The following is a 14,050-nucleotide window of genomic DNA, read 5'->3' as shown; positions in this document are numbered from 1 at the left end:
GGTACCAGGGCAGGGCAAGGTTTGCTCAAGTGTCCGACCGGCGACATGCCCCGCTCGACACCTCCGCCCACACTGAGCCCATGAGGACATCGATCCTTGCGGGCCCCGGCGACACCTGGGGCATCCCGGGCCCGCAGTTCGTGTGGCTGTACCTCGGCCTCGCCGCCGTCGCGGTCGCCGGCGTGCTGCTCTGGCGCCGCGGCTACACCGCCGGCCCGTCGCTGCGAAGCGCGCGCAACCTCACCGCCACCCAGGCCGCGTTGATCAACGGGGATCGCCGCCTCGCCGTCTACAGCTCGCTCGCCGCGCTGCGCGCCGCCGGCGCCGTCGAGAGCGACAAGCGCGGCTACCTCAAGCAGAGCGGCCCGCTGCCGACCAGCGCCTCCGAGCTGGACCGGGTCATCCACGCCGTCACCAAGAACGGGATCAGCACCCTGGGCGTCGTGACCCACGGCCGGGTCCGCGAGGTGCTCGACCGCGCCGAGGCCGAGCTGGGCAACGAGGGCTGGATCCTCGACGCCGCGGCCCGCCGCGCGGTGCGCTCCGGCGCGCTCGTCGTCTTCGCCGTCCTGGCCATCGGCGTGGCCCGGCTCGTCGCCGGGATCAGCAACGGCAAGCCGGTCGGGAACCTCATCGGCGAGCTGGCGGTGGTCGCCATCGCCGGGTTCGCGCTGCTGTCCGTGCCGCGGGTCAGCCGCAACGGCCGCCGGCTGCTGGAGCAGATGCGGCGCGAGGCGAGCTATCTGTCGCCCAAGCAGTCGCCGTCCTGGACGACGTACGGCCCGCAGGCGGCCGCGCTGAGCGTCGGCCTCTTCGGCGTCGGCGCGTTCTTCCTGGCCGACCCGGCGTTCGCCCAGTCGGCCGCGCTGCAGCGCAACATCGCCCAGACCGGCGGCGGGTACTCCGGCTCCGACTCAGGCGGCTCCTCCTCCAGCTGCTCGTCGAGCTCGTCCAGCTGCTCGTCCGGCTCCAGCTGCTCGTCCGGCTCCAGCTGCTCGTCCGGCTCCAGCTGCGGCGGCGGTGGGGGGTGCGGCGGGTGACCGCCCCGGCGTACGGGGTCGGCATCGGCTGGCGCCCGGAGATCGCCGGCTACGTCGCCGCCCTGCCCGGGCTGCGCTTCACCGAGGTCGTGGCCGAGTCGCTGCACACCCACGACCCGGTGCCGGAGGCCCTGGCCGAGCTGATCGCCCGGGGCGTCCGCGTCGTGCCGCACGGCGTCAAGCTCTCCCTGGGCGGCGCCGAGCCGATCGCCGACGCCCGCGCCGCCCACCTGGCCCGCTGCGCCGAGCTGCTCGGCGCGCCCCTGGTCAGCGAGCACATCGCGTTCGTGCGGGCGGGCGGCGTGGAGGCCGGGCACCTGCTGCCGGTCCCCCGCACCCGCGAGGCGGTCGAGGCGATCGTGGCCAACGTGCGGCGGACCGAGGCCGCGCTGGGCGGGGTACCCCTGGCCCTGGAGCCGATCGCCGCGCTCTTCGACTGGCCGGACCCGGAGCTCACCGAGGCCCAGTTCCTGACCGAGATCCTCGACCGCACCGGCTGCCGCCTGCTGCTGGACATCGCCAACGTGCACGCCAACGCCCGCAACCGCGACGAGTCCCCGCACACGCTGCTCGACGAGCTGCCGCTGGAGCGCATCGCGTACGTGCACGTGGCCGGCGGCGAGGAGCGCGGCGGCTTCTACCACGACACGCACACGCACCCCATCCCGCCGGAGGTGCTGACCCTCATCAAGGACCTCTGCGCCCGCACCACCCCGCCCGCCCTGATGCTGGAGCGCGACGGCGACTACCCGCCGGCCGCCGCGCTGACCGCCGAGCTCGACGCCATCGCCGAGGCGGCCGGCTGGCCGGCGATCACGTGAGCGACCTGGCCGCCCGGCAGGAGGCCCTGGTCGCCGCGCTGGTGGCCGGGGCAGAGGTGCCCGAGGGTTTCGACGTGGCCGCGGTACGAGCCACCCGAGCCGCCCTGCGCCGCAAGCGGGCCGGCGAGGTGGCCCGGGCCTGGCCCTTCCTGGCCGCCTCCTACGGCGACGCCTGGCCGGCCACGTTCGCCGAGTGGGCCGCGGGCCGCCCGCCGCAGGGTTCCCTGCGCGACGGCTGGGACTTCGCCCGCGCCGCCGGCAATGCCCTCCCGCCCATGGCCCGGGAGGAGCTGGACGCCCGCGAGCGCGCCTACACCTACGACGGCGCGTCCGCCCCGGTCCCCCGCCGCCGCGGGCTGCTCTCCCGCCTGCGCCGCGCCTGACTCCCCGTACTCCCGTCCGCGTGCTGTTCCCGGCCCGCGCGCTGTTTCCTGCCCCTCGTCCGGCTTCCTGTCCGCGTTCGGACGGAACCGAACGATCTCGGTCGCGGCGGTATCAGGAGTCCCCGCGCGTCCCTCTTTACACCTGAATCGGCGCCGTCCTCGGGACGGCGGCGCCCGCCACGGGGACGGAGAGAACGCCATGCACGGGGACGACGACGCCGACGAGGCGCTCCTGGCCGACCTGCGCCGCATCGCCGCCCTGGTCGACCCCGCACCCGCCGCGTGCATGCCCGCGATCGGTCCGATTTGCGCGGTTGCGCGCAGCGCGCCGAACCACCCGGGCCCCACGCCGAACCACGGACACGCCCCGTGACGCCAACGATGCGAAAGGCAAGCATCGACTCACGGGGGTAGAAACCCATGAAACTCGCCCTGTGCATCGGGATCAACGACTATCCCGGCACCGACAACGACCTGGCGGGCTGCCGCAACGACGCCGACGACTGGTCCGCCGCCCTCGTCGCCCGCGGCTTCGACACCCGCCGCCTCCTCGACGCCGACGCCTCGGGCGCCGCGATCCGAGAGGCCATCCGCGACCTGCTGGCCAGGTCCGCGGCCGGCGACGCGGTCGTCATCACGTACTCCGGCCACGGCACCTGGGTCCCCGACGAGAACGGCGACGAGCCCGACCACCGCGACGAGGCCCTGTGCCCGTGGGACACCGCCGACAACGGCCCGCTGGTCGACGACGAGCTGCACGAGCTCTTCGCCGCCGCGGCGCCCGGCGTCCGCACGGTACTGATCTCCGACTCCTGCCACTCCGGCACCCTGACCCGCCTGCACCACCCGCTGGGCGACCACCCGGGCCGGGCCCGCTTCCTGCCCCCGTCGTCGTTCCTGCCCCCGCCGCAGCGCCTGCGGGCCGCCCTGACCGCCGGCACGCCCCGCCCGCCGGACCCGCGCCCCACGGCCCTGCTCCTCGCCGGCTGCCGCGACAGCGAGTACTCCTACGACGGCGAGTTCAACGGCCGCCCCAACGGCGCCTTCACCTACGTGGCCCTGACCGCCCTGGCCGGCCTGCCGGAGTCGGCCACGTACCGCGACTGGCTGAAGGCCATCCGCGGGCGGCTGCCCAGCCAGGACTATCCGCAGACCCCGGCGCTGCAGGGCACCCGCGCGCAGCTGTCCTGGCCCGTCCTGTCCTGACCCCGCCGCCCGGTCCGGCGGCGGCCGTCGTGCCGCCGCCGGGTCCCGCGCCGACGCTCAGGTCATCGCCCGGCGGTAGCTGGGCGGCATCGGCGGCGTCCACTCGAGCACCTCGCGCGGCCAATGCTGGAGCCGGGCACCCGCCTCGTACGTGCTCTGGGCGAAGTCGAGGATCGCCTGGCGCGGATCGTCCGACAGCCGGACGTCGTCGTAGCTCAGCACGAACTCGCCGAGTCCGGAGTCGAAGGACGCCGACGCCGGGCTGACCGGCTGGCTGCGGACTCCCCGCGGCTCCGGGTACGTGTAGGAGTAGAAGACCGGCTGCTCGACGCGCATGCCGTTGATCCAGGTGCCGCCGGGCCAGAACCCGAGCGAGCTCTGCTCGGCGGTGTAGCTGAACCGGGTGATCGTGTCAGCGCCCGGCGGCGGCTCGGTGGGCCGGCCGGAGAAGCGCGTCGTGGCGAGGTCGAACGAGCCCCAGTAGAACTGCACCGGGCTGGCCTTGCCGGTGAAGAGGGCCCGGAACTCGTCGAAGATCCCCTCGACCTGGGACAGGACGTGCCAGTACCGCTCCGCCTGGGCCGGGTCGTACGTCGCGTGCACGGTGTCCTGGTCGAACGGAATCGGGTCCGGCACCTCCACCGGCACGGTCCAGATCGGCACGTGCAGCCCCAGGTCGTCCAGCGCCGCCATCGTGTCGGCGTAGAAGTCGCGCACCGGCCCGCCCAGCGCGACAGTACGCCGCTCACCACCCTCGGCGTCGATATGCAGCGCGTGGTCGAGGAAGTCGAACTCCATCTCGAAGGTACGGGCACCGTGCGGGATGGCCGCAGTCCGCAGTCCCCTGGCGGAAAGTTCCAGGGCGACCTGCCACCAGTGGTTCGTCATGGGCCGCAACGCCAGCGAGATCTTCCCGACGATCTGGGTGTACATGTGCAGCGTGTCGTACGTGGGCTCCCATTCGGTGATCGGAAGGGCCGCCCAACGTGTCTGCTCACTGGTCATCTCCGGCCTCCCCGGCATTGCGGCATCGGCTCCTGCCATCGGACAAGGCAGCGCTGCCCGAAACGAACCCGATCATGCGCTGAGTCCGCGCGGGGCATCATCCGGTGCCGAGCCGAGCGGGCGGACCGGACCGGGGCCGGGCAGCGTCAGGCGGGGTCGGGGAGCGCGGCGTCGGGGAGCGGCGAGTCACGCAGCGGGGAGTCGATGACGGCGAACTGGGTGCGGTACAGCTCGGCGTAGAGGCCGCCCGCGAGGACGAGCTCGTCGTGCGTGCCGCGCTCCACGATGCGGCCCTCGTCGACGACCAGGATCTGGTCGGCGTCGCGAATGGTGGAGAGGCGGTGGGCGATGACCAGGGCGGTGCGGCCGGTCAGGGCCTCGGCCAGGGCCCGCTGCACGGCGGCCTCCGACTCGGAGTCCAGGTGGGCGGTGGCCTCGTCGAGGATGACGATGGACGGCGCCTTGAGCAGGAGGCGGGCGATGGCGATGCGCTGCTTCTCGCCGCCCGAGAACCGGTAGCCGCGCTCCCCCACGACGGTGTCCAGGCCCTCGGGCAGGGACTCGACGAGGTCGCCGACCTGCGCCCGGCGCAGCGCGGTCCACAGCTCCTCGTCGGTGGCGCCCGGCTTGGCGTACCGCAGGTTCTCCGCGATCGTCTCGTGGAACAGGTGGGAGTCCTGGGTGACGACGCCGATGGTGTCGCGCAGCGACTGCAGGGTCGCGTCGCGCACGTCGACGCCGTCGACCAGGACCGCGCCCGACGTGACGTCGTAGACGCGGGGCAGCAGCATCGCGGTGGTCGACTTGCCGGCGCCGGACGGGCCGACGAGGGCGACCATCTGGCCGGGCGCGACGGAGAAGCTGACGCCGCGCAGCACCTCCTCGGTGACGGTCCGGTCGAGCCCGGCGACGTCCTCGAGCGAGGCCAGGGAGACCTCGGCGGCGCTGGGGTAGCGGAAGTGCACGTCGCGGAACTCCACCGCGGCCGCCCCGGCCGGCAGCGCGCGGGCGCCGGGCTTCTCGGCGATCGCCGGGGTCAGGTCGAGCACCTCGAAGACCCGCTCGAAGCTGACCAGCGCGCTCATCACGTCGACCCGCACGTTGGACAGGGCGGTCAGCGGCCCGTACAGCCGGGTGAGCAGCAGCGCCAGCGCGACGACGGTGCCGGCGGTGATCGAGCCGCGCACGGCCAGCCAGCCGCCCAGCCCGTACGTCAGTGCCTGGGCGAGCGAGGCGACGAGCAGCATGCTGACGAAGAAGACCCGGCTGTACATCGCGGTCTGGATGCCGATGTCGCGGACCCGCCCGGCCCGCTCGGCGAACCGCTCGGCCTCGTCGTCGGGCCGGCCGAAGAGCTTGACCAGCAGGGCCCCGGCGACGCCGAACCGCTCGGTCATGGTGGCGTTCATCTTGGCGTCGAGCTGGTACGCCTCCCGGGTGATCGCGGCCAGCCGCTTGCCGACCCGCCGGGCCGGCAGGATGAACAGCGGCAGCATGACCAGCGACATGACGGTGATCGGCCACGACAGGGTCAGCATCACGGCGGCGGTGAGCACGAGCTGGATCACGTTGCTGACCACGCCCGACAGCGTCGAGGTGAACGCCCGCTGGGCGCCCTGCACGTCGTTGTTGAGCCGGCTGACCAGCGCGCCGGTCTGCGTGCGGGTGAAGAACTGCAGCGGCATGCGCTGCACGTGGTCGTACACCAGGCGGCGCAACGCCAGGATGATGCCCTCGCCGATGCGGGCCGAGTACCACCGCTGGACCAGCGACAGCAGCGCGTCGGCCACGGCCAGCCCGCCGATGACCAGCGCCACGCGGACCACCGCGGCGCCGGCCCCCGGACCGCCCGCATTGATCTTGTTGACCACGTCGCCGGCCAGATACGGCGTGGCCACCCCGATGGCGGCCCCGATCACGACGGTGACGAGGAAGACGGCGATGTCGCGCCGGTAGGGCCGGGCGAAGCGCATGATCCGCCGGGTGGTCTCCCGGCCGAGCCGCTTGTCCTTGAGCTCCTCGGCCTTGCGCAAGGAGCGCAGGGTCTCCCATCCCGCCATGCTGCTCATCGGCGAAGACATGCCGCACACTCCCGAAAGCCGAAGTACCGCCGGGCTAAGTGTGCCCGGCAGGTACGACAACTTTTCGCGAGCGCGGTGGCTTCCCGACGCGGAGCAGGTCTTTGGTCCTAGTCCCCGAGTCCCGAGAGGTCGGCGATGCGGCGCAGCTGGGCGGCCCGCTCGGCGGCCTCCTGCTCGGCGAACGTCCGGCCCGCCGCCGCGGCCAGCAGGGCCTTGATCTCGATCACGGCGTCCCGCGAGCCTTCGAGGACCGCCGCGGCGAGGTCCTTGGCGGCGTCGTCGAGCTCTGCCCGCGGTACCACCACATTCGCCAGGCCGATCTGCGCGGCCTCGGCGGCCAGCACGCGCCGCCCCGTCACGCACAGCTCGAGGGCCTTGGCGTAGCCGACCAGCTCGACCAGGCGCTTGGTGCCGCCGAGGTCGGGCACGAGGCCCAGCTTGATCTCGGCCATGCTGAACGAGACGTCCTCCGCGGCCACGCGGAAGTCGCAGGCCAGGGCGATCTGGAAGCCGGCCCCGATGGCGTGGCCCTGCACCGCCGCGATGGAGATCAGCGACGGGCGGCGAAGCCAGGCGAAGGCCTCCTGGAAGGAGGCGATCTGGGCGTCGCCGTCCGGCGCGGTGGCCAGCGCGCCGAGGTTCGCCGCGGCGGCCTTGGTGTCGAGCCCGGCTGAGAAGGCCCGACCCTCGCCCCGCACGACGACCACCCGCACGTCGCCCGGCAGGTTCCGCCCGAAGTCCCGCAGGTCGGCCCACAGCTTCGGGGTCTGTGCGTTGAGGACCTGGGGCCGGCACAACGTCACCGTCGCGACCGGCCCGTCGAGGTCGAATCGCGCCTCTCCCGAATCGGGATCGGCGCTGGCCGAGGAGAGTTCGGTGTTCACGCCTTCTTGCGGCGCCGGGCGCCGCCGCGCTGACGAAGCTGCACACCAGATTCGGTCAACACGCGGTGCACGAATCCATAGGAACGGCCGGTGGAAGCGGCGAGGGCGCGGATACTCTCACCGTTGGTGTACCGCTTCACGAGGTCCTTCGCCAGCGTCTGCCTTTCGGCGCCGATGATCCGGCGACCCTTCTCGGTGCTGGTGGTGGCGGTGGCTGCCATGCTGATCCCTCACGTCCCAGACAGAGCGGTTGGTGCGGTCCCACCTATTAGACCGCCTCGAACGATCATGCGCTAGATATCGACGGGACGCCAACCGACACGCTGAGCATTGTCGCCTACCCGATACGGTGGTGCGCCGTGATGAGCGAACCACCCGCCGGACCCCGCACCGCTGCGTACCGTGAGCGCCGCGACGCGCTGTGCTGGCTGCTGCTGGGCGTGGCCGGGCTGGCCCTCGCCGGCCTCGCGGTGCAGCTAGACGCGCGTCTGGGCACCGCCAGCGCCCCTTTCCTCGGCCGGTACAAGATCAGGATCGGGGCGGGCACGCTCCTGGCCCCCGCCGTGGCCGCGGTGACGCTGTGGCTCGCCGCGTCGGGCCGGCTCACCCGGCTGAGGTGGCACGAAATTCAGCTTTTCGGGTACGCCGCCGGCCTGGCATGGGCAATCGCTTTGGCGCTTGTCGATGGCTGGTCGGGCCTTACGAAAGCCCTCGGCTCCCCGGAGGAATACCTGGGTGACGTAAGGCAGGTCGGTGACGCGCCACTGACATACCTCAGACATTTCACGGCCGACGCCGTGTACCACTCGGTAGCCTCCCGCGGCCATCCGCCGGGCCCCGTGCTCTTTTTGTGGGCGCTGCAGCAAATCGGGGTCACCGACCACATTGTCCTCGGATTCCTGATCACCGCCGTATCGGTGCTGGCCATTCCGCTGGTGCTCGCCGCGGTGCGCGACTCGGTCGGCGAGGAGGCGGCCCGCCGCTACCTGCCGGTCCTCGTCCTGGCCCCGTACGCGATCTGGACCGCGGTCAGCCTGGACGGCCTGGTGGCGGTCCTCGGCGCCGCCGCCATCGTCTCGGGCCTGCGCGCGAGCCGCCGCAGGGTCCGCGGCTGGGCCGCCATCGGCTGGGCCCTGCTGGCCGGCCTGCTCATCGGCGTGGCGTCGCTGTTCTCCTACTCCGCCCCCTGGCTGGGCCTCTCCCTCGTCTGCGTCTACTTCGCCCGCCGCCGCGCCTCCCTGAACGCGCTCAGCGGCATCGGCGCGCTGCTGCCGGTCCTGGGCGCCCAACTGCTCGGCTTCGGCTGGGCCGACGGCCTGGTGGCGGCGGAGACGGACTACGCGGCGAGGATCGCGCCGTACCGCTCGGTCCTGTGGTGGAGCGCGATCAGCGTGGTGGTGCTCCTCCTCGCCGCCGGCCCGCCCATCTACGCCAGCGCCCGCAAGATCCGCAACACCGCCATGTGGCCGTTCCTGGTCGGCGCGGGCGCCGCGGTCGTCTTCTCGATCGCGGCCGGCCTGGCCCGCGGCGGCGTCGAGCACGCCTGGCTGCCGTTCTTCCCGTGGCTGACGGTGGCGGCGGTGGCACCGGAACGCCCGGGCGGTGACCCGCCCCCGAGCCCGCTGCTGCTGGTGGGCATCGGCGCAATCGTGGCCGTGGTGATCGAGGCCCTACTGATCACACCGTGGTAAAAGCCGATGGCTCCGGTCCGCACAACCAGGGCTCCGTAGCTCCCGTCAGACACCGGTCGGCCCCTGGGGGGCCTCCCTGCCAGCGCCGCCGTGCCAAGATCACCCGACATGTCGGGCGCTGGCGCGCCACGACATGTCGCCTTTATACCCCGGCAGGTGATAAGTCCGACATGTCGTGGCACGCAGTGCCCGACATGTCGGTAATGCCCGATCCCGCCGTTGACGCGCGGCGGGAAGATCGGCCGGCAATCGGCGACACCGAGTAAGCCGCGCCTTGACGAACTCCCCCGCGGCGGGGCGCGTGAAGCACGGAACGGACTGCCCGATATATCAGGCAAATGACCGATATGTCAGTTCACGCGCGACGAGCGAGATCGACCGGCAACCGGGCGACGCGGAGCAAGCCGCGCAACAACCTCTCCGCCGAGGTCGATGAGGTTGGTCCAGACCTGGTTGAGCTCGGCGGCGTAGGCGGACCGCCGCGGCCGGGTTGCTCGGCACCTCGGCAGGCGTGCGCGGGACCTCGGCGCGGAGATACGCGGAACGCCGCCGGCGTTCGGGTCGGTAAGGTCCGGCCACGACTTTCGGATTTATGACCTGACAGGGTATAAGTCCGACATGTCGTGGCACGGAGTGCCCGACATGTCGGAAAAGCGCGCAACGACCGAGTACGACCGATCGAAAACGATCAGGCGAGCTCGACGAGCTCCAGCAGGTCGTCGCTCCAGGCGTCCTCGACCCCGTCGGGCAGGAGGATGGCGCGGTCCGGCTTCAGGGCCTGCACGGCGCCCGGGTCGTGGGTGACCAGGACGATGGCGCCCGGGTACCGCGCGATGGCGTCCAGCACCTGCTCCCGGCTCACCGGGTCGAGGTTGTTGGTCGGCTCGTCGAGCAGCAGGACGTTCGCCCCCGAACACACCAGGGTGGCCAGGGCCAGCCGGGTCTTCTCGCCGCCGGAGAGCACGCCCGCCGGCTTGTCGACGTCGTCGCCGGTGAACAGGAACGCGCCGAGGATCTTGCGCAGCTCGGTGTCGTTCTGTTCCGGGGCGGCCGAGCGCATGATCTGCAGGATCGTGCGGTCGACCTCCAGCTGCTCGTGCTCCTGGGCGTAGTACCCCCGCTGCAGCCCGTGCCCGGGCGTCACCTCTCCGGTGTCGGGAACGAGCTCGCCCGCGAGCATCCGCAGGAGGGTGGTCTTGCCGGCACCGTTGAGCCCGAGGATGGCCACCCGCGAGCCGCGGTCCACGGCAACGCTGACGTCCATGAAGATCTCGAGCGAGCCGTAGGACTTGGACAGGCCGTGGGCGGTCAGCGGGGTCTTGCCGCAGGGCTTCGGCTCGGGGAAGCGCACCTTGGCCACCTTGTCGGCGGCGCGCACCTCCTCCAGGCCGTCGAGCATCCGCTCGGCCCGGCGGGCCATGTTCTGCGCGGCGACCGTCTTGGTGGCCTTGGCGCGCATCTTGTCGGCCTGGGCGAGCAGGGCGCCGGCCTTCTTCTCGGCGTTGGCCCGCTCGCGCTTGCGGCGCTTCTCGTCGGTCTCGCGCTGCTGCTGGTACAGCTTCCAGCCGACGTTGTAGAAGTCGATCGTCGAGCGGTTGGCGTCGAGGTACCACACCTTGTTGACGATCGCGTCGAGCATGTCGACGTCGTGGGAGATCACGACCAGGCCACCCTTGTGGCTGGACAGGAAGCCGCGCAGCCAGGTGATCGAGTCGGCGTCGAGGTGGTTGGTCGGCTCGTCGAGCAGCAGGATGCCGCCGCCGGTGGCGCTGGCGTCGCGGAAGAGGATGCGGGCCAGCTCGATGCGGCGGCGCTGACCACCCGACATGGTGCCGATGGTCTGGCCGAGCACCCGGTCGGGCAGGCCCAGGTTGGCGCAGATCCGGGCGGCCTCGGCCTCGGCCGCGTAGCCGCCCAGCCCGGCGAACTGGTCCTCCAGCTGCCCGTAGCGGCGGATGAGCTTCTCGTCGTCGCCGAGGCGCTCCTCGAGGGCCTTCATCTCGGCGTAGATGGTGTCCAGGCCACGGGCGGACAGCACCCGGTCGCGGGCGGTCACCTCGAGGTCGCCGGTGCGCGGGTCCTGGGGCAGGTACCCGACGGGGCCGCGCCGCTCCACCTGCCCGGCGTGCGGCGTGCCCTCCCCCGCGAGGACCTTGAGCGTGGTGGTCTTGCCGGCGCCGTTGCGGCCCACGAGGCCGATGCGGTCGCCGGGCTGGACGCGCAGGTTGATGTCGCTGAGCAGGATGCGCGCGCCGGCGCGCAGCTCGAGGCCGTTGGCCGTGATCACAGCGGGAACTCACTCTCGGGCAGAGGCAGGAAAAGGACAGACTCCGGACGCAGTAGCGTCGGTCACTCCCTCTGCGCGATCACGACGATATTCTACCGTGCGATCCGGCCAACCCCGCCACACGATTACGTCACAAGATCATCGGGTACCTGCCGCTCAGCAGCACCGGTCGATATCAACCCCCCCGAGGTGTGCGATGGAGTTCAACAACGATGCCGATCTCGACACCAGCCAGGTCAGCGACCAGCGCGGATCCGGCGGCGGAGGCGGCTTCGGCGGCCTGGGCGGCATACCGATCCCGATCGGTGGCGGCCGCGGCGGGCTGATCATCACCGCCATCATCCTGGCGATCGTGTGCTGCGGCGGATACTTCGGCCGCGGCCTGATCGGCGGCGGCGGGGGCGGCAGCAACCAGGGCGACAACACCAACATCAACAAGCAGTGCGACAAGTCCAACCCGGACCGGTTCAAGAACGCCGACTGCCGCAACGTCCTCTACATCAACTCCGTCCAGGCGTACTGGAAGGACGCGATGCCGAAGGCGTTCGGCAAGCAGTACCAGACCGCCAAGACGGTGTTCTTCAGCAAGCAGGTCAACACCGGGTGCGGCGCCGCCGACTCCGGCGTCGGGCCGTTCTACTGCCCGGCCGACAGCCAGGTGTACATCGACCTGACCTTCTACAACGAGCTGTCCAACCGGTTCGGCGCCTCGGGTGAGTTCGCCGCGCCGTACGTGCTCGCCCACGAGTACGGCCACCACGTCCAGAACCTCCTGGGCACCAACGCCCAGGCCCAGCAGGGCGCCCAGCAGGGGGCCAGCTCGGCCTCGGTGCGCCTGGAGCTGCAGGCCGACTGCTACGCCGGCACGTGGGCCAACCACGCCACGGAGACCAAGGACCCGAAGGGCCAGGCGCTGTTCAAGTCCATCACCGAGCAGGACGTGGCCGAGGCCGTGCAGGCCGCCGAGTCCATCGGCGACGACACCATCCAGAAGAAGGCCGGCGGCCGGGTCAACCCCGACGCGTTCACCCACGGCACCTCCGCCCAGCGCAAGAAGTGGTTCCTGCAGGGGTACAACACGGGCGACCCGCGCCAGTGCGACACGTTCCACGCCAGCAGCCTGTGATCGACCGCCTCCGGCAGGTATTCGGCGCGGCCGCTGACCCCCAGCGCGCCGCGCCGATGCGCGCCTACATGCGCGAGCAGTTCCCGTTCCTGGGCATCCCGAGCCCGGCCCGCGCGGCCCTGAGCCGCCCGCTGCTGCGCGGCACGTTCTCGGAGGCGGACCTGCGGGAGACGGCGCTGGCCTGCTGGGCGCTGCCGGAGCGGGAGTACCAGTACTTCGCCTGCGACCTGCTGCGCCGCCACGCCAGGACGCTCACCCCGGCCTCGGTGCCCCTGCTGCGCGAGCTGGTCACCACCAAGTCCTGGTGGGACACCGTCGATCTGCTGGCCGCGCACGTCGCCGGCCCGATGGTCCGGTCCCACCCCGAGCTGGCGTCCACGATGGACGAGTGGACCCGCGCCGGGACCGACCACTGGCTGGTGCGCACAGCGATCCTGCACCAGTTGCGGTACCGCGGAAGCCTCGATTTCGCCCGTCTGAGCGACTATTGCGAGCGCTGGGCGGCCGAGCCCGACTTCTTCATCCGCAAGGCGATCGGCTGGGCCCTGCGCGAGCACGCGAAGACGGACCCGGCCGCGGTGCGCGGCTTCGTCGCCGCGCACCCGGCCCTGTCCCCGCTCTCCGTGCGGGAGGCGCTCAAGAACCTGGCACCAGCAGGAGCACCGCCAGCAGCGCGATGACCGCGCTGGACACCAGCGCCGTCCACATCCGGCCGCGGGCCCCGGTGAGCAGCCGCCCGAGCAGCGACCCTCCCCCGGCGAGCAGCAGCTGCCAGCTGGCCGAGGCGGCGAACGCGGCAGTCACCCAGAGCGCCTGCACCCCGGCCGGGAGCCCGTCGTCGGCCCGGCGCCCGAGGACGAGCGCCCCGAAGTACACGATCGTGGCCGGGTTGAGCAGCGTGAGCCCGAGGAGCGTCAGGTACGCCCCGCCGGGCCGGCCCATCCGCCCGTCCGCCTGCCGCGCGGTCGCCCGCTCGTCCCGGTGCCGCAGCGCGTCCCGGGCCGTCTTCGCCGCGAGCGCGAGGAGCACGACGGCGGCCGCCCACCGCAGCGGGGTGGAGATCGGCGCGATGACGCCGGCGAGCGCGGCCCCGCCGAGCACCGCCACGACGGCGTACAGCCCGTCCGCGGTCGCCACCCCCAGCGCCGCGGCGGCACCCACCCGCAGGGAGGTCCGCGCGGCGAGCGTGACGATGAGCGCGCCGATCGCCCCGACCGGGATCGCGACGCCGTACCCGGCGAGCAGGCCGCTCACGACCACCTCGCCGACCCCCGCGCTCACGCCGGGACCTCCGCTTCGCTCCGGCCCCGACCGGCCCCTCGGCTCCGCCCCGGGCCGCTCATGCCTGCTGCTTGCGGCGCGCCTCTCCACCAACGGCGACGGGCTGTCCGGGCGGCAACGAGATCCGGTATCGACGCATGCCGCGCATCATCGCGGCCCCGCCGATCACCCCGCCAACAATTTTTCTAAACCCCGCGGCGCACCGCGTGCGTCTACTGGGCGGACTTGCCACGGAGGGGAGACGA

At 72.3% G+C, this 14,050-nt stretch carries 14 protein-coding genes; 8 read left to right on the top strand and 6 right to left on the bottom strand.

Features of this window, described 5'->3' with window-relative positions; genetic code table 11:
- The first annotated feature begins 80 nt into the window (after nt 1-80).
- The 5 genes from ABD352_RS22700 (at nt 81) to ABD352_RS22680 (ending at nt 3,450) form a co-directional block, all read left to right on the top strand.
- Nucleotides 81-1,040 carry a TIGR04222 domain-containing membrane protein gene (locus ABD352_RS22700; RefSeq protein WP_344614453.1) on the top strand — a complete coding sequence of 320 codons (960 nt, stop codon included), beginning with the start codon at nt 81-83 and terminating at the stop codon, nt 1,038-1,040.
- Nucleotides 1,037-1,861, top strand: coding sequence for an MbnB/TglH/ChrH family RiPP precursor modification enzyme (locus ABD352_RS22695; RefSeq protein WP_344614452.1), 825 nt, complete (start codon nt 1,037-1,039; stop codon nt 1,859-1,861). Before ABD352_RS22700 ends, ABD352_RS22695 begins: the two co-directional genes overlap by 4 nt.
- Nucleotides 1,858-2,244, top strand: coding sequence for an SCO6045 C-terminal-like domain-containing protein (locus ABD352_RS22690; RefSeq protein ID WP_425553602.1), 387 nt, complete (start codon nt 1,858-1,860; stop codon nt 2,242-2,244). The genes ABD352_RS22695 and ABD352_RS22690 overlap by 4 nt, the downstream gene beginning before the upstream one ends.
- Nucleotides 2,245-2,443: 199 nt before the next feature.
- Nucleotides 2,444-2,617: a hypothetical protein gene (locus ABD352_RS22685; protein WP_344614451.1), complete on the top strand. Its 174-nt coding sequence runs from the start codon at nt 2,444-2,446 to the stop codon at nt 2,615-2,617.
- Between the two features lie 47 nt (nt 2,618-2,664).
- Nucleotides 2,665-3,450 carry a caspase family protein gene (locus ABD352_RS22680; protein ID WP_344614450.1) on the top strand — a complete coding sequence of 262 codons (786 nt, stop codon included), beginning with the start codon at nt 2,665-2,667 and terminating at the stop codon, nt 3,448-3,450.
- Between the two features lie 57 nt (nt 3,451-3,507).
- Here the strand turns inward: ABD352_RS22680 and ABD352_RS22675 are convergent, their stop codons facing one another.
- The 4 genes from ABD352_RS22675 to ABD352_RS22660 all read right to left on the bottom strand — a co-directional run bounded on the left by ABD352_RS22675 (nt 3,508) and on the right by ABD352_RS22660 (nt 7,641).
- Nucleotides 3,508-4,455, bottom strand: coding sequence for a DUF5996 family protein (locus tag ABD352_RS22675; RefSeq protein ID WP_344614449.1), 948 nt, complete (start codon nt 4,453-4,455; stop codon nt 3,508-3,510).
- 146 nt (nt 4,456-4,601) lie between these two features.
- Nucleotides 4,602-6,536 carry an ABC transporter ATP-binding protein gene (locus ABD352_RS22670; RefSeq protein WP_344614448.1) on the bottom strand — a complete coding sequence of 645 codons (1,935 nt, stop codon included), beginning with the start codon at nt 6,534-6,536 and terminating at the stop codon, nt 4,602-4,604.
- Nucleotides 6,537-6,643: 107 nt separating this feature from the next.
- The gene (locus ABD352_RS22665; protein WP_344614447.1) at nt 6,644-7,420 is read right to left on the bottom strand and encodes an enoyl-CoA hydratase/isomerase family protein; all 777 of its coding nucleotides are present in this window, start codon (nt 7,418-7,420) and stop codon (nt 6,644-6,646) included.
- Nucleotides 7,417-7,641: a helix-turn-helix domain-containing protein gene (locus ABD352_RS22660; protein WP_223102223.1), complete on the bottom strand. Its 225-nt coding sequence runs from the start codon at nt 7,639-7,641 to the stop codon at nt 7,417-7,419. The genes ABD352_RS22665 and ABD352_RS22660 overlap by 4 nt, the downstream gene beginning before the upstream one ends.
- 141 nt (nt 7,642-7,782) lie before the next feature.
- Between ABD352_RS22660 and ABD352_RS22655 the strand changes: the two genes are divergently transcribed.
- Complete coding sequence (locus ABD352_RS22655) at nt 7,783-9,111, top strand: hypothetical protein (RefSeq protein ID WP_344614446.1); 1,329 nt, start codon at nt 7,783-7,785, stop codon at nt 9,109-9,111.
- 688 nt (nt 9,112-9,799) lie between these two features.
- Here the strand turns inward: ABD352_RS22655 and ABD352_RS22650 are convergent.
- The gene (locus tag ABD352_RS22650) at nt 9,800-11,398 is read right to left on the bottom strand and encodes an ABC-F family ATP-binding cassette domain-containing protein (protein ID WP_344614445.1); all 1,599 of its coding nucleotides are present in this window, start codon (nt 11,396-11,398) and stop codon (nt 9,800-9,802) included.
- 196 nt (nt 11,399-11,594) lie between these two features.
- On the opposite strand from ABD352_RS22650, the gene ypfJ reads away from it, so the two are divergent.
- Both ypfJ and ABD352_RS22640 read left to right on the top strand, forming a co-directional pair.
- Entirely contained in the window at nt 11,595-12,524 is a 930-nt protein-coding gene (ypfJ, locus tag ABD352_RS22645) for a KPN_02809 family neutral zinc metallopeptidase (RefSeq protein ID WP_344614444.1), read from the top strand.
- Entirely contained in the window at nt 12,521-13,204 is a 684-nt protein-coding gene (locus tag ABD352_RS22640) for a DNA alkylation repair protein (RefSeq protein WP_344614443.1), read from the top strand. Before ypfJ ends, ABD352_RS22640 begins: the two co-directional genes overlap by 4 nt.
- On the opposite strand, the gene ABD352_RS22635 is transcribed toward ABD352_RS22640, so the two are convergent.
- Entirely contained in the window at nt 13,161-13,805 is a 645-nt protein-coding gene (locus ABD352_RS22635) for a LysE family transporter (RefSeq protein ID WP_344614442.1), read from the bottom strand. The genes ABD352_RS22640 and ABD352_RS22635 overlap by 44 nt on opposite strands.
- Nucleotides 13,806-14,050 lie beyond the last annotated feature (245 nt).

Origin of the sequence: Dactylosporangium salmoneum (assembly GCF_039532525.1) — a bacterium.
Taxonomy (GTDB): Bacteria; Actinomycetota; Actinomycetes; order Mycobacteriales; family Micromonosporaceae; genus Dactylosporangium; species Dactylosporangium salmoneum.
Note: the sequence above shows the minus strand (reverse complement) of the source record. Positions and strands in the feature narration are given on the sequence as shown.